Below are 22,038 nucleotides of genomic sequence, written 5' to 3'. Positions count from 1 at the left end.
GCCACCCTACGGACCGGGGCGCGGGCGGGGTCACGCCGCGCGGGCGGCGAGCTCGCGCTCGATGTCCTCCTCGATGAGGTCCATGTTGATCAGCCCGGCGGTCCAGACGGCGTCGGCCGCCGCGATGATCACCTGTCCGGCGGGCTTGGCCACGTTCCCGGCCGCCCACACGCCGGGCACGCTGGTGAGGCCGAACTGGTCGGTCTTCACCTGGCCGTCCTCGGTCAGCTCGCAGCCGAGGTCGGTCAGCGGGCCGGAGCGGGCGACCATGCGCGGGCCGAGGAAGACGGCGTCGCACGGGACGGTCTCCCCACCGGCCAGGTCGAGGCCGGTGACGCGGTCGCGCTCGACGGCGAGCCGGGCCGGTTCGCCCGGGACGACGGTGACGCCGCGGGCGGCGAGCCGGTCGGCGTCCGCTCCCTGCGGCGCCTCGGCGGTGACGAGCGCGACGTCCGCGGACCACTGCGTGAGCAGCAGCGCCTGGTGCACCGACATGGGGCCGGTCGCCAGTACGACGATCTTCTGGTCGCGGACCTCCCAGCCGTGGCAGTACGGGCACATCTGCACCTCGCGGCCCCAGCGTTCGCGCAGGCCGGGGACGTCCGGGAGCTCGTCGACGACGCCGGTGGCCACCAGCAGCCGCCGGCCGTGCAGGACGGTCCCGTCCCGCAGCGTCACGGCGAAGCCGCCGGCGGTCCGCTCGGTGCGCTCGACGGCGCCGTCGACGATCTCGCCGCCGTAGCCGCGGACCTCGGTCCGGCCGATCCTGCGCAGTTCCTCCGGCGGCATCCCGTCCCGGGACAGGAACCCCTGCATGTGCGCGACGGTCGCGTTGCGCGGCTCGCCGGAGTCGACGACGGTCACGCGGCGGCGGGCCCGGGCCAGCACCAGGGCCGCGCTCAGCCCGGCCGGGCCGCCGCCGATGATCAGTACTTCCCGCTGCTCGTTCCCCAGGTGTTCGCTCATGCCGCCGAGGATGCGCGACGCCCTGCGGGATTGACAAACTTCGTTGCCGAAACTGCAATGGACGCATGAGCGAACCGATCGAGGACGTGCTGGCGGGCGTGGGGGAGCGGCTGCGGCGGCTGCGCCGGGAGCGGGAGGTGACGCTGTCCGCGCTCGCGGAGTCCACCGGCATCTCGGTGAGCACGCTGTCGCGGCTGGAGTCGGGCAAGCGGCGGCCCAGCCTGGAGCTGCTGCTGCCGCTCGCGCAGGCGTACCAGGTGCCGCTGGACGAGCTGGTGGGCGCGCCCGAGGTCGGCGACCCGCGCGTCCGGCTGCGGCCCCAGAAGCGGGGCGACCTGATCGTCATGCCGCTGACGCGCCGTCCGGGCGGCATCCAGGCGTTCAAGATGATCCATCCGGAGCGTCCGGGGAAGCCCGAGCCGAAGACGCACGAGGGCTACGAGTGGCTGTACGTCCTGAACGGGCGGCTGCGGCTCATCCTCGGCGACCGCGACCTGGTCCTGGAGCCGGGGGAGGCCGCCGAGTTCGACACCCGGCTGCCGCACTGGTTCGCGGGCGTCGGCGGGCCGGTCGAGGTGCTCTGCCTGATGGGGCCGCAGGGTGAGCGCTTGCACATGCGCGCACAACCCAGACGGAAGTGACATACATTGGCTTTCCGTGCAGAACGCCCAAACCCCCCAGCATCCCCAGGAGACCGGAGAGACCAGGACCGCGCCCGTCGCGTGGGCGCTGTGGGGCGTGGGCATCGCCGCCTACGTCGCGGCGATCCTGCACCGGACGTCGTTCGGCGTCACCGGAGAGGACGCCCTGCACCGGTTCGACGCGTCCGCCGGGATCCTCGCCACGTTCACGGTCGTCCAGCTCCTCGTCTACGCGGGGCTGCAGATCCCCGTCGGGCTGCTGCTCGACCGCGTCGGCCCGCGCCGGATGATCGCGGGCGGGGCGCTGCTGATGGCCGCCGGGCAGGCGCTGATGGCCGCCGCGACGTCCGTCCCGCTCGCCGTCGCCGCCCGCGTCGTCGTCGCGGCCGGGGACGCCATGACCTTCATCAGCGTGCTCGGCATCGTCGGCGCGTGGTTCGCGGCGCCGCGCGTCCCGGTCGTCACCCAGCTCACCGGCCTGCTCGGGCAGCTCGGGCAGGTGCTCAGCGCGGTCCCGCTGGTCGCGCTGCTGCACGGCCCCGGCTGGGGCGCCGCGTTCGGGTCCGCCGCCGCCCTCGGCGTGCTGGTCGGCGTCCTCGCGCTCGCCGTGCTGCGCGACGCCCCGCCCGACGCCGCGCGGGCCGCGTCCCCGACGCCGCGCGAGATCGGCCGCGACCTGCGCGCCGCGTGGCGGCAGCCCGGCACCCGCCTCGGCCTCTGGACGCACTTCGTCACCCAGTTCGCCTCGAACGCCTTCGCCCTGATGTGGGGCTACCCGTACCTGGTGTCCGGCCAGGGCATGGAGCCCGCGACCGCCTCGACCCTCCTCACCGTGTTCGTCCTGGCGAACATGGTGTCCGGCCCCTACATCGGACGGCTCGTGGCGCGGCACCCGCTGCGCCGCTCGTGGCTCGTCCTCGGGATCGTCGGCCTCAACGCCGGGGCGTGGGCCGCGACGCTCGCGTGGCCGCCGCCCGCGCCCGCCTGGCTGCTGGTCGTCCTCGTGCTGTGCGTCGCGCTCGGCGGCCCCGGCGCCATGATCGGCTTCGACTACGCCCGGACGTTCAACCCGCCCGGACGGCACGGCGCCGCGACCGGCATCGTCAACGTCGGCGGCTCGGTCGGCGCGCTCGTCACCATCCTGCTCGTCGGGGTCGTGCTCGACGCCGCGTCGCCCGGCCGGGAGTACACGCCCGAGGCGTTCCGCCTCGCGTGGACCGTGCAGGCGCTCGTCTGGGCGGTCGGCGTCGCCGGGGTGCTGCGCACCCGCCGCCTCGCCCGCCGCGAACTCGCCCGCCTCGCCCCCGTGGGGCCGGGCGGGTCAGCGGGCGAAGCCGTGCAGCAGCGCGCGGACCATGCCTGACGGGTCGGGCTGCGGCACGCCGATGAGGCCCCGGTACACGGCCAGGCCGACGACCATGTCCGACAGCAGCCACAGGTCGGCGTCCGCGGCCAGCTCGCCGCGCTCGATCGCCCGGTCGTAGATCGGCCGGCTGCGGGCCATCCGGTCGCGCATGGCGGTGCGCAGGATCTCGCCGACCGCCGGGTCGCGGCCCGCCTCGCCGAACATCTCGCGCGTCCGCTCCGCGAACTCGGGCGCGTTCCAGACGGCGAGCGTCTCGGTGACGATCACCAGCAGGTCGCCTTCGAGTGAGCCGGTGTCGGGGACGGCCGTGACCTGGGCGTCCATGGCGGCGCGGATCGCGTCGAGCAGCATGTCGCGCTTCGTCGCGTAGCGGCGGAAGACGCTGGCCCGGCCCACCCCGGCGGCCGCGGCCACCTCGTCCACGGTGAACGACGGCCCCTTCGCCACCAGCAGCTCGACCGCCGCCCGCTTGATGCGCGCGTCCACCGCGGGATCGGGCTTGCGCCCCCGAGCCATCATTGTGATACTCCTAGTATCAGATACTGTAAGTCTCAGAATGGGTTCCGAACATGAGAGTACTCATCGCCGGCGCGGGTGTCGCGGGACTGAGCGCGGCGCGCGGCCTCGCCCTCGCCGGCCACGACGTCGAGGTGTACGAGGCGGCGCCCGAACTCCGCACCGAAGGCGGCTCGATCTCGATCTGGCCCGCGACCGCCGGCATCCTGCGCGAGTTCGAGGTCGACCTCGACGGCGCGGGCCGCCGGCTGGAGGCGATGGTGAGCCTCTCGCCGCGCGGCCGCCGCCTCGGCGCCATCGACCTCACCGCCGTCGAGCGCGCCTTCGACGGCCTGCCCGCCCTGCACATCGCCCGCCGCGAACTCGTCGAGCGCCTCGCCGACGGCGTGCCCGTCCGCTACGGGCACGAGATCACCGAGGTCGACCCCGACCGCGCGGAGCTCGTCTTCGCCGACGGGCGGACCGCGCGCGGCGACCTGCTCGTCGGCGCCGACGGCCGCCGCTCGGTCGTCCGGCGGGCCCTCGGCGGCCGCGAGGCGCGGCTCAACGGCTGGGCCACCTGGCAGGCGTTCACCGACCTGCCGTCCGACATCGCCGGCGGCGGCCGGACCGTGCTCGTCTCCGACGGGCGGTCGCTCGGCAGCATCGCCCCCGCCGGGCACGGCCGCGCCCTGTGGTGGTTCGACCTGCGCGCCAAGCCCGGAAGCCGCTTCTGGGACTCGCCCGGCATCCTGGACCGGCTGCGCGAGCGGTTCGGGCGCTGGCCCGACCCGTTCCCCGCGGTGCTCGAACACGCCGAGACCGCCGGCTTCTACCCGCACCACCTGCACCGCGTCCCGTCCACCTGGGGGCGCGGCCCGACCACCCTCCTCGGCGACGCCGTCCACACGATGCCCCCGGCCATGGCGATGGGCGCCGCCCAGGCCGTCGAGGACGCCTGGGCGCTGAGCCGCACCCCCGGCGACCCGCGCGCCTACGAGCGCGCCCGCGCCAGGACCGTCCGCCGCGTCGCCCGCATGGTCGCGACCGAGATGCCCAGCCGCCAGGGGCCGCTCACCGGGCTCGTCCCGGACGCCCGGTCCACCAAGTCGTACGTCAAGTGGCTCCGCTCCGCCACCGACTACTTCTAGCCGCGCAGCTCCAGCGTGCAGCACTTCGGGCCGCCGCCCGCCTTGCGCAGCTCCGACAGGTCCACCGGAACCGGCTCGTACCCCCGGGCGCGCAGCGTCCCGATCAGCCCCTCCGCCTCGGCGTTGACCACCACGTTGCGGCCGTCGCAGACGGCGTTCAGCCCGAGCACCGCCGCGTCCCGCTCGTCCGCCGTGACGGCGTCCGGGAACAGCCGCTCCAGCACCGCCCGGCTCCCGGGCGAGAACGCGCCCGGGAAGTACGCCACGTTGTCGCCGCCCAGCGGGAACAGCGCCGTGTCCAGGTGGTAGAAGCGCGGGTCGACCAGCCGGAGCGTCACCACCGGACGCCCGAGGAACTCCTGCGCCTCCTGGTGCGCGGCGATCTCCGTCCGGAAGCCCGTCCCGGCCAGGATCACGTGGTCGAGCGTGAGGAAGTCGCCCTCGCCCTCGTTCACGTGCTCCGGCTCGCGCACCACCGCGAACCCGTTCGCCCGCAGCCACGCCGCGTACGCGGGGCCCTCCGCCCGCCGCTCCGCGTGCGCGAACCGCGCCCCGTACACCCGGCCGCCCACGACCAGCGCGCCGTTCGCCGCGAACACCATGTCCGGCAGCCCCGCCACCGGCTCGATCAGGCTCACCTCGTGCCCCAGCGCCAGGTACGCGTCCCGCAGCGCCTCCCACTGCGCGACCGCCCGGCCCGCGTCCGCGCCCGCCGCCGGGTCCATCCACGGGTTGATCGCGTACGTGACGGCGAAGTGGTCCGGGCGGCACATCAGGTAGTGCCGCCGCAGCGCGGTCCGCGCGGGTGCTGGCTCCATCGCCGGCATGACGGTCATGCGTGTCTCCACAGGCTTCCGAAGAGAGAATCCGACTTATCGAAAGCCTAAGAAGCCGCGCGCCGCGAACCAATGCGCGAACCTTGCGCTCATCTGGCGTTTCGTTGCTGCTTCGCCCCGACCCGAGGCGAAACGTTGCGTGCCGTAAGGAACACTGGATAATGCCCCGGATGGACTCGACCAGCGACCTGTGCACGATCGAGATCGATCGGGGCACCATCCGGCTCAAGGCGATCGAGATGGGCCTCACGTACGGCGGCCTGATCGAGGGCGCGCCGGAGCCCCGGCTGAACGACCAGATCATCGAGGATGCGGCCGAGCAGGCGGCCCGCCGGTACCGGTGCGGCCCGGCGTGGGTCGTCCCGCCGATGCGAAGCGCCCCCGAGTTCGACGACCACACGGGCCACGCCTACGAGTACCTGTACCCCGTTCGCTGCACGGGCCTGTTCGAAGGGCCCCCGACGCCGCGCGCGGGCGACGGCTGGTGGACCTCCCGGCTCGTCGTCGTGTGGTTCCAGCAGGCGGGCGACCGGATGGTCCACCCGGACGCCGCCCGCGCGATGCGCCCCATGCCGTGGGACGAGATGGCCGAGGACCTCACCTTCGACGACTGGTGAGGAAATCGGCGACCGCCGCGGTCTGCCCGAGGATCGCGTGCCCGGTCTCCGGCAGCAGCACCACGGTCGAGTCCGGGACGTTCTCCTGGACGCGCCGCGCCGTCCCGCGCGAGTCGAACATGACGTCGCGCCCGCCGACGATCACCAGCACGGGCATGCGCAGCCCGCGCAGCGCGCCGTCCGGAAACACCGGCAGCCGCTCCGTCCGGGGCCGGAACTGTTCGAAGGTCAGCACCAGCCCGTCCAGGACGGGCCCGTCCGGCAGGCCCGTCACCTCCGCCGCCGACCGGCGCACGCCGCCGCGCCCCAGCGCGCGCACGACCAGCGCCTTGGCGAGCCAGCCGACCTTCTGCCGGCCCAGCCCGCCCGGGCACAGCAGCGCCAGCCGCCGCACCCGCTCCGGGCGCCGGACGGCGTAGTCCAGCGCGAACCAGCCGCCGAGGGACGCCCCGACGAACGCCGCGTCCGCCAGGCCGAGCCCATCCAGCACGTCGTCCAGCCACAGCGCGGGCGCGCCCGTCCCGAGCTCCGGACGCGACGGCGCGCTCAGCCCCGGCTCCCCGACGAGGTCGACGGCGTGCACGCGGAAGTCGCGCGCCCACACGGCGACGTCGTCCAGCCACATCGTCGCGTTCGCCCCCGACCCGTGCAGGAGCACCACCGGCGGCGCGTCCGCCGGACCGGAGACGACGGCGAACGTCTCGCCCTCCCGCGTCGGCACCCGCACGTGCTCGGCGGGCACCGGCCACCCGTCCAGGTTCGCCCGGTACATCCGCAGAAGCTCACGCTCCCCCTCGGGGGACTTGTAGATCGTGCTCACATCACACCTCTTCATTCTGCAAGCTTCCCTATAAGGTCACTTATACACGCTCATAGGGAGGTTTGCGTCATGAATGAGGTGACGGCGCCCTCGCTCGGGGCTAGCGTCCCGACCATGGACGACCACTTCGGCGAGAGCGTCGCGGCCACCTACGACGAGACGTCGGCGGAGATGTTCGCCCCGGACGTCGTCGGACCGGCGGTCGACCTGCTGGCCGAACTCGCCGGCGGCGGCCGCGCCCTCGAACTCGGCATCGGCACCGGCCGCATCGCCCTGCCGCTCGCCCGCCGCGGCGTCCCCGTCCACGGCATCGACCTCTCCGCCGCCATGGTCGCCCGGCTGCGCGCCAAGCCCGGCGGCGACGCGATCGGCGTGACGATCGGCGACTTCGCCGCGACCCGCGTCCCGGGCACGTTCGCGCTCGCCTACCTCGTCTTCAACACGATCAACAACCTGACCGAGCAGGACGCCCAGGTCGAGTGCTTCCGCAACGCCGCGGCCCACCTGGAGCCCGGCGGGTGCTTCGTCGTCGAGGTCGGCGTCCCCGACCTCCGCCGCCTCCCGCCCGGCCAGACGACCGTCCCCTTCCGCGTCGGCGCGACGAGCTGGGCGTACGACCGCTACGACTGCGCCACGCAGGCGATGAGCTCGAACTACGTCACCGTCGAGGACGGCCGCGGCGAGTTCCGCTCGATCCCGTTCCGGTACGTGTGGCCGTCCGAACTCGACCTGATGGCCCGCATCGCGGGCATGGAGCTCGTCGGCCGCTGGTCCACGTGGACGCGCGCCCCGTTCACCCACGAGAGCGAGGAGCACGTGTCCGTGTGGCGCAAGCCCGCCCCGTGAGCGCCCGTCGCCGTGGACCTCGTCTCCCACGCGGAAGCGCGACGCCTCCGAGCCCCGAGCCATACCGGTCGTGGACGACTGCCCGCATCCCCCGCCTCCCGACTCGGAAGCACCGCCCGAGCGGAGGGCGACCGCTTCCGCGACACCCGGTCCACGCCCCGTTCGTCCGGCACGGGCTCACGGCATGAGCGCCCACACGACCTTCCCGACCCCGGTGGCGGACGGCCGGATGCCTGTGTCCTTCGCGTAGGCCGCGACGATCGCGAGACCCCGCCCGTCCAGGTCGTCCGGTCCCGCCTCCCGGCTTCGCGGGAGTTCGGGCGACGGATCCCAGCACTCGAACAGCGCCGCACCCGCCCGCACCGCGATACGAATCCGGATCTCGCGCCCGTACGCCGCGTTCACCGCGTTCGTCACGATCTCGCTCGCCACGACCGTCGAGTCGTCGATGGCAGCCCGCTCGAACGTCCAATTCGCGAGCGCGTACCGGACGAGTTCGCGAGCGAGCACGACGGACGATTCCACAGCGAGCAGAGTCATCCGCATTTCGTCCGATTTGCCACATTCTATTCCTGAGTGTTGACCGCTCATGGCCGCCGTCCCTTCTCCTGTGATTCCGTCCACAGAATCGGCGGCGGCGAGTTAGCGTGTGATGTATGGAGTGAATGCGCATACATCGGGGGTGGGCATGAGTGCGCGGGAGGCGATCGACCCGAGGTCCTCTCTCTGGTCGTGGCTGGCGTATGACCTGTGGTTTCAGCGGACGCAGCGAGGATTGTCGCTGGCACAGCTCGGCAAGATCGTCCGAGTGACGCGCGGGACGGTATGCAACTGGGAAGCCGGACGCGATCGGCCCAAGGATGATCACATGCAGTTGCTGGACGATGCATGGAAGACGGGCGGCCACTTCCAGCGGCTACTGTTCTTTGCTCGCACTGGGCACGACCCGGACTGGTTCAAGCAGTACATCCAGTATGAGGAGAACGCGTCCGTTATTAAAATCTACGACGGAAAAAGGGTCCCTGCCCTCATCCAGACGGAGGGGTACGCCCGTGCTCTGTTGGCCAGTGCGGGCTTGGAGGAAGCGGGGGAACGGGAGGCCGAGGCGCGTAGGCACCGGCGAGAGATTCTCAAGCGAAGAGTCATTCCCTACATCTGGGTTCTCCTGGACCAGGAGGTACTCGAGTGTCTGGTGGGAAGTCCTCAGATTATGCGAGAGCAGTTGTGGCACCTCATAGAGCTCTCGAAGCACCCTCGGATCGTGATTCGGATCGTGCCGCGAGAGGTCGGGGCTCACCGAGGGCATGATGGCGCGTTCCAGGTCCAGACCGTCGGTACTCGGGATGTCGCATACGTGGGTGCTCAGATCGGTGGACGCCTCATTGAAGGTGGTGACGAAGTTCGTACCCTGGCGCTATGGTTCGACCAGATTGGGGCGTGTGCATGGAGCAAGGGCGCGTCCCGTGAACTGATCGAACGGGAAACGAGGAAGTATGACGATCGAGTGGCGCAAGAGTTCACGTAGCGGCGGCATGAGTGACAACGCCTGCGTGGAGTTGGCGCCACTGCAAGACGACATCGTTGCCGTGCGCGATTCCAAGGATCCGGACGGGCCGCGCCTCGGCTTCGCCCGCCGGGAGTTCGGCGGCCTGCTGGACCGCATCCGGCGCGGCGACTTCGACCGCTGACCCCGAGGGCCGTCCCCGCGCCGTCCGTCCGGCGGCGGATCGGCCCGCTGCTCGGGTGACCGGATACGGACGCGGCCGGGTCGGTGTTCGTTCCCATGGTGGGCCGGGCGCGCTCAAGACGTTGGACGTACCTGGCGCACCTGATCACCGGTGCCGTCCCGCGGCGCGGCGATCTCGCCGGTGAACTACCGTCCGCCGAGATCGAATCCTGGTTCAGCCCGGCTCCGCCCGCCCTGTCCCAGGGCCCCACGGACCCCGCCATGCGCGCGGCGCTCGAAGCCGCCCCGGCGCATCTGCTGCGCGCGGCCGCCGCGCGCGAGACCATGCGGCTGGCGGCCCTCCTCCATCTCGACGGCACCCCGGGCCTCGCCGAGGCGGTCGCCGCGGCCGAGCGCGGAGAGGGCGTCACCGTGTCCCCGGAGTCCGAGCTCGGCGTGCACGTCCGCTCGTGGCTGGCGCGCTCACGTCGGGCGGGACGATCGCTCAACGACTTCGCCTGCTCCAAGATGAACGACGACGAGCGGAACGCCGCTTTCATGCTCGGCTGGTTCGCGAAGGCCCTGCATGCCGCGCTGTGGCACGAGCCGCGCGCCGCCGCCCGTGGGGCACTCCACCCGCTCACGAAGGGCCCGGCCCCTCTGCGCGACCCCGCCCAGGAGGCCGCCCTCCTGGACCTGCTCCGCAGTGGCACCGAATCGATGTGATGGGACGCGGTTCGTTCCTTAGGCCTTGCAGCTCGGCGTTCGGCTCCTGCGTGAGGCGGGGTTAGGGCCGCAGCCACGGATCGCCCCGGCCGCGCCGTGTAGTGCCGGACGGACGAGCTTGTACCGGGGCATCGTGAGCCCGGTGGTCGACGTCGCCTCGTGTTCGTCCATCACGTCCCGGACGTCCTGAACGGGCGCAGCTCGTATGCCGCGTCGGCTTAGTCGACGCAAGGCAGTTTCTGAACTTACTGTCTGAGAAGCAACTGTGCATCTGCCTACCGTCGGGGGCGGTGTGGGTGTGTGCTGCGGGCTGTTCATCCTGCTCAACTGCGAAGTTGTGTCCGCGCTGGGCATTGACGGTGGATCAGTAGGCTCTTACGATCACGTACTCAGTGAGCAAAACCATACAAAACGTTCGGTAACAGCAGGTCGCGGTGGAGATGGCTGCGAACGGGCCGGGGGACGCCCTCGGCGACAGGTTCGTCGCTCGAGCGGCGGACCTGCTGCCCGGCCTGGTGGGCCTGCGGCGGGCGATCCACGCCGCGCCGGAGCTGGGCCTGCACCTGCCGGAAACGCAGCGCAAGGTGCTGGACGCACTCGCTCCGCTCGGCCTCGAGGTGCGCACCGGGACGGCGCTGACCTCGGTGGTCGCGGTCCTGCGCGGCGCCCGTCCCGGCCCGGCCGTCCTGCTGCGCGCCGACATGGACGCCCTGCCCCTGCGAGAGGACGCCGACGTGCCGTTCCGGTCGTCCAACGGCGCGATGCACGCGTGCGGGCACGACTTGCACGTCGCGGGCCTGGTGGGCGCCGCCCGCCTCCTGCACGAGCACCGCGGCGAACTCGCCGGGGACGTCGTGTTCATGTTCCAGCCCGGCGAGGAAGGGTTCGGCGGCGCCCGGCTGATGCTGGACGAGGGGCTGCTCCAGGTGACCGGCGAACCTCCGGTCGCCGCGTACGCCGTGCACGTCGGGCCCGGTCCGCGCGGCACCTTCGTGACCAGGCCGGGGACGGTCACCGCGAGCTCGACGACCTTCGCCGTGGAGGTGTCCGGGCGGGGCGGGCACGGGTCCAGGCCGCACGAGGCGGTCGACCCGGTGCCGGTGCTCGCCGAGATCGTGCTGGGCCTCCAGGCGTTCGTCACCCGCCGGTTCGACGTGTTCGACCCCGTCGTGCTGTCGGTGACGAACCTCGCCGCCGGGACGGGCGCCGCCAACGTCATCCCCGGTTCCGGGAGCCTCAGCGGGACCGTCCGGACGATGTCCCCCGAGGCGCTGGCCAGGGTCGAGGCGGAACTGCCCGCCGTGGCCGCCCGCATCGCCGAGGCGCACGGGGCGACCGCCGCAACGGAGGTCACCACCGGGTACCCGAGCGTCGTCAACGACCCGGCCACGACCTCCCGGGCGCTGGACGTCCTCCGCGCGTCCTTCGGCGACGCCCGGGTCGTCGAGGCGCCGCACCCCACGATGGGCGCCGAGGACTTCTCGTTCGTCACCCGGGAGGTGCCGGGGACCATGCTGATGCTGCTGGCCGGCCCGCCCGGCCTCGACGGGCCGCCCGCGCCGAACCACTCCCCCCGCGCGGTGTTCGACGACGGCGTCCTCGCCGACCAGGCCGCCGCGCTCGCGCTGCTGGCCGTCCGGACGCTCGACGGGGCGGCGCGATGAGCGCCCCCGCCGAGACGGCCGCGCCCGCGGCCCGCGGGAGCGGCGGGCGGGCGGCGCGCGGCCGGAACCTCGCGCTGCTCACCGCGTCCACCTCAATGGACAACACCGAGAGCAGCCTCACCACGGTGATGTTCCCGCTGATGCGGGACGCCTTCGGGCTGTCCGGGGCGGCGCTCGGCCTGATCACGGCGGTCACCAAGGTCGCCGGCGCCCTCACGAGCGTCCCGTGGGCGCTGCTCGCGCGCCGGCACTCGCGGCGGACGGTCCTGGCGGTCTGCTCGGGCTTCTGGGGCGCGTGGATCATCGCGGCGGGCCTGTCCCCGAACTTCGCCGTGTTCCTCGTCCTCTACGGCATCGGCGCCGCCGGGTTCGCCGGGTCGGGCGCCATCGCGCTGGAGATCCTCGGCGACGTCTACGACGACCACCACCGGGGCCGCGCCACGGGCGTCCTGTACGCCGGGGTCGCGGTCATCACCGGGGTCAGCGCGCCGCTGTTCGGGCTCCTGTCGCACTTCGACGACGGGTGGCGCTACGGGTACCTCGCCTCGGGCGCGGTCTGCCTGCTGGTCGGGGTGCTGATCCTGGCCTTCCTCGACGACCCCGGCCGCCCCCGTCCCGCCGCGCCGCCCCGGCCGTCGGGGTTCAGCGCCCGCAAGGCGGGCCGCGACCTCCGCGAACTGCTGCGCATCCGCACCTACCGCTACCTGCTGGTGCAGCGCCTCTTCTCCGGCCAGAACGTCATGATGACCTTCGGCATCGTCTACCTGGTCGAGGAGCGCGGGTTCACCACCGCCACGGCCTCGGTCATCGCGCTGCCGTTCGCGCTCGGCTACATCGTCGGCACCCTGCTCGGCGGGCGGCTCATGGACCGCGTGCACCGGGCTTTGCCGCGCAGCGGCCGCGTGGTGATGCTCCAGGCCAGCCAGCTCGGTTTCGCCGCCGCCGCCTGCGCCACCCTCACCGTCTCGGCGGACCGCATCGCGCCGTACATCGCGCTGTTCGCGGCCGTCGGGCTGCTCCAGGGGCAGGTGCCCGTCGTGAACCGGCCGCTGGTGATGGCCGTGGTGCCGCCGCACCTGCGGGCCGTCGCGTTCGCCGTCTCCGTCTACATGGTCGAGTCCGTCGCCATCGGCGGGTACGCGCTGCTCACCGGCCACCTCGGGGACCGGTTCGGGCTGCAGTACGGCCTGCTCGCCACCACGGTCGTCCTCACCGCCGCGAACGGCCTCGCCTCGGCCGCGCTGTACCGCCCCTACGCCCGCGACGGCCTCCGCGCGCACCTCCCGGACGGCGCGGGCTGAGTCCTTCCCGCGGAGCGGGGCCGTCCTCCGAAGGATGTACCGGCGAATCGTCGCGCCGAGGGACGATCCGGGCCGCGCCGCGCGTGATGCTGGAGACGTCCGACCAGCACACGGGGGGCCACGATGGAACCACGGACCGGTGACCTGGAGCGCGCCGAGCTGCGGGCGTCCGACGCCGACCGCAACGCGGTGTTCGAGCGCCTCGGCGACGCCCTCGCCGAAGGCGCCCTCGACACCGCGGAGTACAACCGGCGGCTCGAAGTCGCCGCCGCCGCGACCACCCTCGGCGCGCTCCGCCCCCTCACCGCCGACCTGCCGGTGTCGCGCGCCGCCCGCGCCAGGGAGGCCGCCGCCCGGCGGGCCGCGCGCGCCGAGGCCGACAAGCGCGAGTGGACCAAGGAGTGGGGCTACTGGGGCGGCGGCGCCCTGATCATGACGACGATCTGGGCCGTCGACGCCGTCCGCGACGGGGAGTGGGAGTTCTACTGGCCGCTCGTCCCGCTCGCCATCTGGGCCGCCGTCCTCGTCTCCTACATCCTCTGGCCGAGCAAGGACGACTGACGGGCGTCCGCGGCCGGTAGTTTCGGAGCATGCGTTTCACGTGGGTCGAATCGGGCGGCGGGCCGCTGGTGGTCGTGCCCGAGGCGCTGCTCGTCCGGTGGGCCGGTGCGGAGGGCGACGGCCCGGAGGAGACCTGGGGCGACTACGGCCGGGCCTGCGCGGTCGACGGGTACATCGGGCTGGTGCCGGTCGGCGCCGGGCACGCGCTCGTCCTCGGCGACGAGCCCGCGACCACCACCTACCTGCCGGACGAACGCGCCTTCCTGCGATGGTCGGCGGCCGACTCCGAGGCCGCCCTCGTCGCGGCCGCGGAGACCGCGCTGCGCTCGTCCGTCCGGTGGGACGAGGAGCTCACGTGGGACGCGGGCGGTCCCGCCGTCCTGTTCGACTCCGCCTACCCCGGCCCGGAACCGGGGCCGGGCGACCGCCTGCGCGTCGAGCTCCCGCCGGGTCCCCACCGGGTCCGCGCGGCCTATCGCGAAGACGCGTCCGCCTGGATGCACCTGGTGAGGCTCGACCCGGCCGCCTGACCGGCGGCCCGGCAGTAGGGTTCCGGCGTGGACTGGGCGGAGCGGGTCACGACGGTCAACCAATGGCGGCGCGGCGACAAGCGGGCGCCGCACAAGCCGCTGCTGCTGCTGTACGCGCTCGGGCACTTCCAGAACCACGGCGACGAACCGATCGTCTACCGCGACGCCGAGGACCGGCTGCAGCACCTGCTCGACGAGTTCTGGCGGAAGGGAAGCAGCCCCGCCTACCCGTTCCACCACCTGGCGAGCGACGGCCTGTGGGACGTGCGGACGGCCGACGGCGGCGGCAGCCCCGGACCGAACGTCGGGCCGCTGCGCCGTACGGGCGCCGCCGGGCGGTTCGCGGACGACCTGGTGCGCGACCTGCGGGACGACCCGGGCCTCGCGGCGCGGCTCGGCCGCGCGGTCCTCGACGCGAACTTCGAGCCGTCGCTGCACGAGGAGCTGTGCGCGGCGGTGGGGCTCGCCGTGGACGGCGCCGCCGGGGCCCGCCGCCGCGACCGGGAGTTCCGCCGGGACGTGCTGGTCGCCTACGAGTACCGGTGCGCGTTCTGCGGGTTCGACGGCGCGCTCGACGGGACGGCCGTCGGGCTCGACGCCGCGCACGTCCAGTGGTGGGCGTTCAACGGGCCCGACGAGGTCGCGAACGGCATCTGCCTGTGCGTCATGCACCACAAGCTGTTCGACAAGGGCGTGCTCGGCATGACGGCGGAGCGCCGGATCACCGTGTCGACGATGTTCGTGGGGCGCGGGACCGCCGCGCGGACGCAGGTGCTCGACCTGGCGGGGCGCCCGGTCGAGCCGCCGCAGCGGGCGTTCCCGGCCGTGGCCGCAGAGCGGGTCGCCTGGCACGGCCGGGAGGTGTTCCGCGGCGCCCCGCGCGCCGCCTGAGCGGCGGCCGGGCGGCTGTGCGGGGCGTGCCCGGGGGCGGGCACGCCCGCGCGCTCACATGTTGATCATGTGGCCGGCGAGACCGTGCACGGCCTCCTTGACGGCCTCGCCCAGGGTCGGGTGGGCGTGGACGTTGCGGGCCACCTCGTGGACGGTGAGGTCCCACTGCTGGGCGAGCGTGAGCTGCGGCAGCAGCTCGGTGACCTCGGGGCCGATCAGGTGGGCGCCGAGGATCTCGCCGTACTTGGCGTCGCTGATCACCTTGACGAAGCCGTCGCCCTCGCCCATCCCGAGCGCCTTGCCGTTGGCGCTGTAGGGGAACTTGGCGACCTTGACGTCGAAGCCCTGCTCCTTGGCCTGCGCCTCCGTCCAGCCGAACGACGCGACCTGCGGCTGGCAGTAGGTGGCGCGCGGGATCATCACGTAGTCGAGCTCCATCGTCTCGGCGTCCGCGATGGTCTCGGCGGCGACGATGCCCATGGCCTCGGCGGCGTGCGCGAGCATCAGCTTGGCGGTGACGTCGCCGATGGCGTAGATGTGCGGGACGGACGTGCGGCAGCGGCCGTCGATGTCGATCGCGCCGCGCTCGGTCAGCCGCACGCCGGCCTTGTCGAGGCCGTAGCCGTCCACGTTCGGCTGGAAGCCGATGGCCTGCAGCACCTTGTCGGTCTCGATGACCTGCTGCTCGCCGGCCTTGCCGGTGATGGTGACCTTGACCTTCGGGCCGGAGTCGTCGATGGAGTCGACGCGGGTGGAGGTCAGGACGTCGATGCCGAGCTTGCGGTACCGCTTGGCGAGCTCCTTGGAGACGTCGGCGTCCTCGTTCGGCACCATGCGGTCGAGGAACTCGACGATCGTGACCTTGACGCCGTAGTTGTGCAGGACGTAGGCGAACTCGACGCCGATGGCCCCGGCGCCGGCGATCACGATGCTCTCGGGCAGCTCCGAGGTGAGGATCTGCTCCTCGTAGGTGACGACCCGCTCGGACAGGGACGTCCCGGGCAGCAGCTTCGTGTGCGCGCCCGCGGCGATGATGCAGTTGTCGAAGGTGACGGTGTCGGACGAACCGTCGGCCTTCGCGACCTGGAGGGTGGTGGCGTCGGTGAAGGTGCCCCGGCCCTCGTAGGAAGTGATCTTGTTCTTCTTCATCAGGAACTGGACGCCCTTGACGAGCTTGTCCGAGACCTGGCGGCTCCGCTGGAACGCGGCGCCGTAGTCGAAGGACACCCGGCCCTCGACGTTGATCCCGTAGGTCTTCTGCTCCTGGGTGAAGATGTGGGCGAGCTCGGCGTTGCGCAGCAGCGCCTTCGAGGGGATGCAGCCGACGTTGAGGCAGACCCCGCCCCAGTACTTCTCCTCGATGATCGCCGTCTTCAGCCCGAGCTGTGCCGACCGGATCGCGGCGACATATCCACCCGGGCCCGCGCCCAGGACCACGACATCAAAGTGTTCGCTCATATTGAGTGACGATATTCCGCCGCGGGCGGTGCTCGCATCCTGGTCGCGCGGGAGGCGCGGGGGAGGGGATGCGGGGGAGGTCCGGGAGGTCCCGCCGAGGGACCCGCGCCGTCACGTACTGTTGTCTCCACGGGCGGTGGAACAGGGCGAGCCCGCCCGGTCGTTGTCGGCAGATGTCCCCGTCCCGCCCGGAACCCGGAGGAGAAGACGAGTGCGGATCCCCAAGCGCGTCAACGCCGTCCTGGACTGGATGGAGCAGCACACGCGGGCGCTTGCGGTGGTGTTCGTGCTGGTCGTGCTGGTGGCCGTCCTGGTGGCGCTGGTGACGGCGCTGGTTCCGCCCGCGGTGGGCCTGCCGGTCGCGGGGTTCGTCCTCGGCGCGTCCGCCGGCGGGTACATGATGCACGCGCGGATGGCGCGGCGGGTGGCGCGGGTCCGCCGGGAGGCGGACGACCTGCTGCGCGAGAACGGGGCGCTGCGGCACCGGTACAACGTGCTGGCCAGCGGGGTGATCACCCGGGAGGCGCAGGAGACGCAGGCGATCGTGCCGATCCCCGAGGACGACCTGCTGGACGTGCCCGACGATCCGCAGCGGACCGTGAGCCTGCCCGAGCTGACCGACGAGCTGCTCGGCATGGGCGAGGACGACGCGCACGACGCGCACGACGCGGACTACGCGGACGACGCGGACGGGCGCGCGGCGTGGGACGGCGACCCCGCCGGGGACACCGCCGACCTCGAAGAGGCCGTCGAGGAATCTCGCCGCGGGTGACCGCTTCGCACCTCCGCGTTAGCTTTGTCGATCTTCGGGCAGGGCCAAGGCCGGGAGGTGCCGATGAGCTCAGAGTCCGGAGCGGCGCCCGCGGAACCGGCGGGCGGCGAGGCGGAGGTCGACGAGGCGGCGGTGCGCAAGGCCGTGATCGCCTCCGCGATGGGGAACTGCATCGAGTGGTTCGACTTCGGCGTGTTCAGCGCCGGGGTGATGACCGCGATCATCGGGGACGTCTTCTTCCCCGAGGATTCGGCGGGCAGCGCGACGCTGCGGTCGTTCGCGCTCATCGCGGCGGCGTTCCTCGCCCGGCCGTTCGGCGGGCTGTTCTTCGGGCCGATGGGCGACAAGCTGGGCCGCAAGCGGGTCCTGGCCACCACGATCATCCTGATGTCGGGCGCGACGTTCGTGATCGGGATCCTGCCGAGCTACGCGGTGATCGGCATCGCGGCGCCGCTGGTGCTGCTGGCCGTCCGGCTGATCCAGGGCTTCTCCACCGGCGGTGAGTACGGCGGCGCGGCGACGATGATCGCCGAGTACGCGCCGACGAACAAACGCGGGTTCTACGGCAGCTTCCTGGAGCTGGGGACGCTGGTCGGCTACATCCTCGGCGCCGGGCTGGTGCTGCTGATGACGGTGGTGCTCGGCGACGACGCGATGCGCGAGTGGGGCTGGCGGATCCCGTTCCTCATCGCGCTGCCGCTCGGCATCGTCGGGCTCTACGTCCGGACCCGCATCGAGGACACGCCGACGTTCCAGAAGATGGAGGAGGCCGGCAAGAAGGCGGCCTCGCCGCTGAAGGAGACGCTGGTCCACTACAAGCGGCGGATCCTCCTGCTGATCGGCATCGTGTTCCTGCTGAACATCGCGGACTACACGATGCTGACGTTCATGCCGTCCTACCTCATCGACTACCTCGACTACGACGACACGTCGTCGCAGCTCGTGACGATCGGGGTGGAGGCGGTGATGATCCTGTTCATCGTGCCGCTGGGGTCCCTGTCGGACCGGATCGGCCGCAAGCCGCTGCTGATCGCGGCGGCGGTCGGGTTCTTCCTGCTGTCGTGGCCGGCGTTCGCGCTGATGCAGACGAACGACGCGCTGGGCGTGCTGGCCGGGTACGCGATCATCGGCGGCCTGCTGGTGCTGATGCTGGCGGTGATCGGCTCGACGTTCCCGGCGATCTTCCCGACGAACGTGCGGTACGGGGCGTTCGCGATCGGCTACAACATCTCGACGTCGCTGTTCGGCGGGACGACCGCGGTCGTGGTCGGTTCGCTGATCAGCGTGACGGACTCGAACTACGTGCCCGCGTTCTACCTGATGCTGGCGGCGCTGGTGGCGTTCGTCCCGATCCTGAAGATCCCGGAGACGGCGCGGGTGCCGATCGACGAGGTCGGGAACGAGGACGCCCCGGAACTCGCGGGCTCCGGGGCGAAATAGCGGTTTTCTGTTGATATGCGGCCCGGGGATCGCTCTTTCCGGCGATCCCCGGGCGAGCCTTTCGCCGTGTCAGCGGGCGAAATACCGGCGGGCCCAGCCCACCAGCGTTCCGGCGATCACCAGTCCGGCGACGGTCTCGATCGCGAGTGCGGTCCACACGATCACTGGGGGCCTCCTCTCGGGTCCGGCCGGGTCCCGCCTCCCGGGACCCGTCGCGCATCAGGCACAACACCACTATGCGGCCGATGTTTCCGTGCCGGGCCCGCCGAAACCGGTGATTTGTATCACTTTGCACCGCTCTGACCTGCGGCGAAACCACACTGGACGGTAAAAACCGGTGGTCGTCGCGCCGCGCGCCCGGACGTCCGGACGATCGTCCGGCGGAGCGCCATCACGGGATGGTGCGAGTCCTGTGACCCCGGGGTAAAGCAAGGGTGAAGGTGATCGCACGTTGCGCCCAAATGATTACCGTCGGTAGCGTCACGGTTGGTCGATCGGGCGGCGCGGCGGAACGGGCAGGTCGTAACACCGGCCCCTTTTTTCCGTGCCCGATCGACCATTTCCGAAGCGAACGGCGACGAATCGGTGGTGTGCACGTGACGGAACAGCAGTTGAGCCTCGGTACCTCGGCGGCACGGAACCTGGCGACCACGACCAAGACCGTCCCCCAGATGCAGGGCATCACCTCCCGCTGGCTGCTGCGGATGCTGCCCTGGGTGGAGGCGAAGGGCGGCGCCTACCGGGTCAACCGCCGGCTCACCTACACGCTCGGCGACGGCCGGGTCACCTTCGTGTCGACCGGCGCCGACGTCCGCGTCATCCCCCGCGAGCTCTGCGAGCTGCCGCCGCTGCGCGGCTACGACGACGACCTGGCCCTCGACGCCCTCGCCGGACGGTTCGTCCAGCACGAGTACGAGCCCGGGGAGGTCATCGTCGAGGAGGGCCGGCCCGTCGACAAGGTCGTCCTCGTCGCGCACGGCAAGCTCAGCCGCGTCACCGCGGGCGAGTACGGCACCGAGGCGGTGCACGGCACGCTCGCCGACGGCGACTTCTTCGGCGACCAGGCCCTCCTCGGCGAGGAGGAGGCGCCCGAGTGGGACAGCACGGTGAAGGCCGTGACGTCCTGCACGCTGCTCACGATGAGCGTCGGCGACTTCCAGGAGACGCTCGGGCAGTCGCCGACGCTCCAGGCCCACCTGGAGGAGTACCGCAACACGCCGGCGCGCGCGCACAACCAGCACGGGGAGGCGGCGATCGACCTGTCGGCCGGCCACGCCGGCGAGCCGACGCTGCCCGGCACGTTCGTCGACTACGAAGCCTCGCCGCGCGAGTACGAGCTGAGCGTCGCGCAGACGGTCCTGCGCGTCCACACGCGCGTCGCCGACCTCTACAACCACCCGATGGACCAGGTGGAGCAGCAGCTCCGGCTGACCATCGAGGCGCTGCGCGAGCGCCAGGAGAACGAGATGGTCAACAACAGGGAGTTCGGGCTCCTGCACAACTCGGCTCTCTCGCAGCGCATCCACACCCGCGGCGGCCCGCCCACGCCGGACGACATGGACGAGCTGCTCGCGCTCGTGTGGAAGGAGCCGGCGTTCTTCCTCGCGCACCCGAAGGCGATCTCCGCGTTCGGCCGCGAGTGCAGCACCCGCGGCGTGTACCCCGACCACGTCGACGTCCTCGGCCAGCGGGTCCCCGCCTGGCGCGGCGTGCCGATCTTCCCGTGCGACAAGATCCCGGTGAGCGCGCGCCGCACCAGCTCGATCCTGCTGATGCGGACGGGCGAGTCCGCCCAGGGCGTCGTCGGGCTGCACCAGACCGGCCTGCCGGACGAGTACCAGCCGGGGCTGTCGGTCCGCTTCATGGGCATCGACGAGAAGGCGCTCATCAAGTACCTCGTCAGCGCCTACTACTCGACGGCCGTCCTGGTGCCGGACGCGCTCGCGATGCTGGAGTCCGTCGAGATCGCCCACGGTGCGGGAGCGTGACGTCCGGTCCGAGCATCCTCCCGGCCGGGGAGACGCACCGCCGGGCGCCCGCCGGAACGTCCCCGAGGACGTACCGCCGGGCGTCCGGCCACGGGCCCGGCCGCGGGTGCGCTCACAGGGGCGCGCACCCGCGGCCGGCCCCCGGCCCCGCACCGCGAGCGGGCGCCGCGCCGCCGGGGCGCCCCGCGCCCGCTCCGCCCGCCGAGACAGCCGCTGAGACAGCCCGCTGAGGGAAGGCCCGCCATGTCAGTCTCTTACTGGAACGACGCGCCGCCGCGCCCGCCCGCCGAGGTGCTGGCGTGGAGCCGGGCCCTGCTCGATCCGGCGCTGCGCGCGGCGGTCGACGCCATGCCCCCCGCGACCCGCGCCGTCGCCGGATTCCACTTCGGCTGGCGGGACGCGGAGGGCCGGCCGGCGACGGGCGACGCGGGCAAGGCCGTCCGCCCGGCGCTGGCGCTGCTGTCCGCGGCGGCCGTCGGAGGGACGGCCGCCGCGGCGCTGCCCGCCGCCGTCGCCGTCGAGCTCGCGCACAACTTCTCGCTGCTGCACGACGACGTCATGGACGGCGACGCCACCCGGCGGCACCGCCCCACCGCCTGGACGGTGTTCGGCTCGAACACCGCGATCCTCGCGGGCGACGCGCTGCTGGCCGGCGCCTTCGAGGCCCTCGCGGGCGGGCCGGCCCCGGCGGCGTCCGTCCGGACGCTCGGCCGCGCCGTGCTCGAACTGGTCGAGGGGCAGAGCGAAGACCTGTCGTTCGAGCGGCGCGCCGAGGCGGTGCCGCTCGCCGAGTGCCTGGCGATGGCGGGCCGCAAGACGGGCGCGCTGCTCGGCGCGGCGTGCGCGCTCGGCGCCGCGCACGGCGGCGCGGACGGCCCGCGCGCCGACCGGCTCGGCTCGTTCGGCGAACGCGTCGGGCTCGCGTTCCAGCTCGCCGACGACCTCCTCGGCATCTGGGGCGACCCGGACGTCACCGGCAAACCGGTCCACTCCGACCTGCGGAACCGGAAGCAGTCGCTGCCGGTGGTCGCGGCGCTCGCGTCCGGCACCCCGGCGGGGGACGAGCTCGCCGAGATCTACCGGCGGGACGCGCCGCTGCCGGACGCGGACGCCGCCCGCGCCGCCGCGCTCGTCGAGGACGCGGGCGCGCGCGAGTGGGCGGCACGCAAGGCCGACGCCCTGTACACCGCCGCGCTCACCGACCTGGACGCGGCCGCGCCCGTCCCGGCCGCGGCGGGCGAGCTGCGGGCCCTCGCCCACCTGCTCACCCACCGCGACCGCTGACACCGGCACCGGCGGGCCG

General features: G+C 72.7%; 23 protein-coding genes. 17 read left to right on the top strand and 6 right to left on the bottom strand.

Going from position 1 to position 22,038, the window contains the following annotated elements:
• Positions 1–30: 30 nt before the first annotated feature.
• On the bottom strand, positions 31–966 hold the full coding sequence (locus H505_RS0104640) for an NAD(P)/FAD-dependent oxidoreductase (protein WP_034516551.1): 936 nt from the start codon (positions 964–966) through the stop codon (positions 31–33).
• A gap of 65 nt (positions 967–1,031) precedes the next feature.
• Between H505_RS0104640 and H505_RS0104635 the strand changes: the two genes are divergently transcribed.
• On the top strand, positions 1,032–1,607 hold the full coding sequence (locus tag H505_RS0104635; RefSeq protein WP_026401035.1) for a helix-turn-helix domain-containing protein: 576 nt from the start codon (positions 1,032–1,034) through the stop codon (positions 1,605–1,607).
• Positions 1,608–1,623: 16 nt separating this feature from the next.
• The gene (locus H505_RS39820) at positions 1,624–2,970 is read left to right on the top strand and encodes an MFS transporter (RefSeq protein ID WP_245592432.1); all 1,347 of its coding nucleotides are present in this window, start codon (positions 1,624–1,626) and stop codon (positions 2,968–2,970) included.
• Here H505_RS39820 and H505_RS0104625 read toward each other — a convergent pair.
• On the bottom strand, positions 2,929–3,492 hold the full coding sequence (locus H505_RS0104625; protein ID WP_034516550.1) for a TetR-like C-terminal domain-containing protein: 564 nt from the start codon (positions 3,490–3,492) through the stop codon (positions 2,929–2,931). The two genes, H505_RS39820 and H505_RS0104625, sit on opposite strands and share 42 nt — an antisense overlap.
• A 50-nt stretch (positions 3,493–3,542) precedes the next feature.
• Here H505_RS0104625 and H505_RS39815 point away from each other — a divergent pair, with 50 nt between their 5' ends.
• Positions 3,543–4,619, top strand: coding sequence for an FAD-dependent oxidoreductase (locus H505_RS39815; protein ID WP_051300222.1), 1,077 nt, complete (start codon positions 3,543–3,545; stop codon positions 4,617–4,619).
• Here the strand turns inward: H505_RS39815 and ddaH are convergent.
• Positions 4,616–5,455 carry a dimethylargininase gene (ddaH, locus tag H505_RS0104615; protein WP_084549845.1) on the bottom strand — a complete coding sequence of 280 codons (840 nt, stop codon included), beginning with the start codon at positions 5,453–5,455 and terminating at the stop codon, positions 4,616–4,618. The two genes, H505_RS39815 and ddaH, sit on opposite strands and share 4 nt — an antisense overlap.
• A gap of 170 nt (positions 5,456–5,625) precedes the next feature.
• On the opposite strand from ddaH, the gene H505_RS0104610 reads away from it, so the two are divergent.
• Positions 5,626–6,072 carry a hypothetical protein gene (locus tag H505_RS0104610; protein ID WP_157432901.1) on the top strand — a complete coding sequence of 149 codons (447 nt, stop codon included), beginning with the start codon at positions 5,626–5,628 and terminating at the stop codon, positions 6,070–6,072.
• Here the strand turns inward: H505_RS0104610 and H505_RS0104605 are convergent.
• On the bottom strand, positions 6,053–6,892 hold the full coding sequence (locus H505_RS0104605; protein WP_026401031.1) for an alpha/beta fold hydrolase: 840 nt from the start codon (positions 6,890–6,892) through the stop codon (positions 6,053–6,055). The two genes, H505_RS0104610 and H505_RS0104605, sit on opposite strands and share 20 nt — an antisense overlap.
• A 114-nt stretch (positions 6,893–7,006) precedes the next feature.
• Between H505_RS0104605 and H505_RS0104600 the strand changes: the two genes are divergently transcribed.
• Positions 7,007–7,738 carry a class I SAM-dependent DNA methyltransferase gene (locus H505_RS0104600; RefSeq protein ID WP_026401030.1) on the top strand — a complete coding sequence of 244 codons (732 nt, stop codon included), beginning with the start codon at positions 7,007–7,009 and terminating at the stop codon, positions 7,736–7,738.
• Positions 7,739–7,915: 177 nt separating this feature from the next.
• Here the strand turns inward: H505_RS0104600 and H505_RS0104595 are convergent, their stop codons facing one another.
• On the bottom strand, positions 7,916–8,278 hold the full coding sequence (locus H505_RS0104595) for an ATP-binding protein (RefSeq protein ID WP_169528794.1): 363 nt from the start codon (positions 8,276–8,278) through the stop codon (positions 7,916–7,918).
• Positions 8,279–8,390: 112 nt separating this feature from the next.
• On the opposite strand from H505_RS0104595, the gene H505_RS47285 reads away from it, so the two are divergent.
• The 8 genes from H505_RS47285 (at position 8,391) to H505_RS0104555 (ending at position 15,077) form a co-directional block, all read left to right on the top strand.
• Positions 8,391–9,263 (top strand): helix-turn-helix domain-containing protein, encoded by an 873-nt coding sequence (locus H505_RS47285; protein WP_341849553.1) that lies wholly within the window; start codon positions 8,391–8,393, stop codon positions 9,261–9,263.
• Complete coding sequence (locus H505_RS0104585) at positions 9,232–9,426, top strand: DUF397 domain-containing protein (RefSeq protein ID WP_026401028.1); 195 nt, start codon at positions 9,232–9,234, stop codon at positions 9,424–9,426. The genes H505_RS47285 and H505_RS0104585 overlap by 32 nt, the downstream gene beginning before the upstream one ends.
• Before the next feature lie 83 nt (positions 9,427–9,509).
• The gene (locus H505_RS39805; protein WP_157432899.1) at positions 9,510–10,130 is read left to right on the top strand and encodes a hypothetical protein; all 621 of its coding nucleotides are present in this window, start codon (positions 9,510–9,512) and stop codon (positions 10,128–10,130) included.
• A 440-nt stretch (positions 10,131–10,570) separates the two neighbouring features.
• Positions 10,571–11,794 carry a M20 metallopeptidase family protein gene (locus tag H505_RS0104575; RefSeq protein WP_084549878.1) on the top strand — a complete coding sequence of 408 codons (1,224 nt, stop codon included), beginning with the start codon at positions 10,571–10,573 and terminating at the stop codon, positions 11,792–11,794.
• Positions 11,791–13,095, top strand: coding sequence for an MFS transporter (locus tag H505_RS48740; protein WP_199747654.1), 1,305 nt, complete (start codon positions 11,791–11,793; stop codon positions 13,093–13,095). The genes H505_RS0104575 and H505_RS48740 overlap by 4 nt, the downstream gene beginning before the upstream one ends.
• Positions 13,096–13,218: 123 nt before the next feature.
• The gene (locus H505_RS0104565; RefSeq protein WP_064743473.1) at positions 13,219–13,656 is read left to right on the top strand and encodes a DUF1707 SHOCT-like domain-containing protein; all 438 of its coding nucleotides are present in this window, start codon (positions 13,219–13,221) and stop codon (positions 13,654–13,656) included.
• Positions 13,657–13,685: 29 nt separating this feature from the next.
• Positions 13,686–14,186 carry an Imm21 family immunity protein gene (locus H505_RS0104560; protein WP_026401024.1) on the top strand — a complete coding sequence of 167 codons (501 nt, stop codon included), beginning with the start codon at positions 13,686–13,688 and terminating at the stop codon, positions 14,184–14,186.
• A 27-nt stretch (positions 14,187–14,213) separates the two neighbouring features.
• Positions 14,214–15,077 carry a phosphorothioated DNA-binding restriction endonuclease gene (locus H505_RS0104555; protein ID WP_026401023.1) on the top strand — a complete coding sequence of 288 codons (864 nt, stop codon included), beginning with the start codon at positions 14,214–14,216 and terminating at the stop codon, positions 15,075–15,077.
• A 54-nt stretch (positions 15,078–15,131) separates the two neighbouring features.
• On the opposite strand, the gene lpdA is transcribed toward H505_RS0104555, so the two are convergent.
• Positions 15,132–16,535: a dihydrolipoyl dehydrogenase gene (gene lpdA, locus H505_RS0104550; protein ID WP_026401022.1), complete on the bottom strand. Its 1,404-nt coding sequence runs from the start codon at positions 16,533–16,535 to the stop codon at positions 15,132–15,134.
• Between the two features lie 211 nt (positions 16,536–16,746).
• Here lpdA and H505_RS0104545 point away from each other — a divergent pair, with 211 nt between their 5' ends.
• The 4 genes from H505_RS0104545 to H505_RS0104525 all read left to right on the top strand — a co-directional run bounded on the left by H505_RS0104545 (position 16,747) and on the right by H505_RS0104525 (position 22,019).
• Complete coding sequence (locus H505_RS0104545) at positions 16,747–17,307, top strand: hypothetical protein (protein WP_026401021.1); 561 nt, start codon at positions 16,747–16,749, stop codon at positions 17,305–17,307.
• A gap of 63 nt (positions 17,308–17,370) precedes the next feature.
• Positions 17,371–18,747, top strand: a complete 1,377-nt coding sequence (locus H505_RS0104540; RefSeq protein WP_051300219.1) for an MFS transporter — start codon at positions 17,371–17,373, stop codon at positions 18,745–18,747.
• 596 nt (positions 18,748–19,343) lie between these two features.
• Positions 19,344–20,735, top strand: coding sequence for a family 2B encapsulin nanocompartment shell protein (locus H505_RS0104530; RefSeq protein ID WP_233617452.1), 1,392 nt, complete (start codon positions 19,344–19,346; stop codon positions 20,733–20,735).
• Between the two features lie 243 nt (positions 20,736–20,978).
• Complete coding sequence (locus tag H505_RS0104525) at positions 20,979–22,019, top strand: family 2 encapsulin nanocompartment cargo protein polyprenyl transferase (protein WP_026401018.1); 1,041 nt, start codon at positions 20,979–20,981, stop codon at positions 22,017–22,019.
• Positions 22,020–22,038 lie beyond the last annotated feature (19 nt).

It is taken from the genome of Actinomadura rifamycini DSM 43936, from assembly GCF_000425065.1.
Classification (GTDB): Bacteria; Actinomycetota; Actinomycetes; order Streptosporangiales; family Streptosporangiaceae; genus Spirillospora; species Spirillospora rifamycini.
Note: the sequence above shows the minus strand (reverse complement) of the source record. Positions and strands in the feature narration are given on the sequence as shown.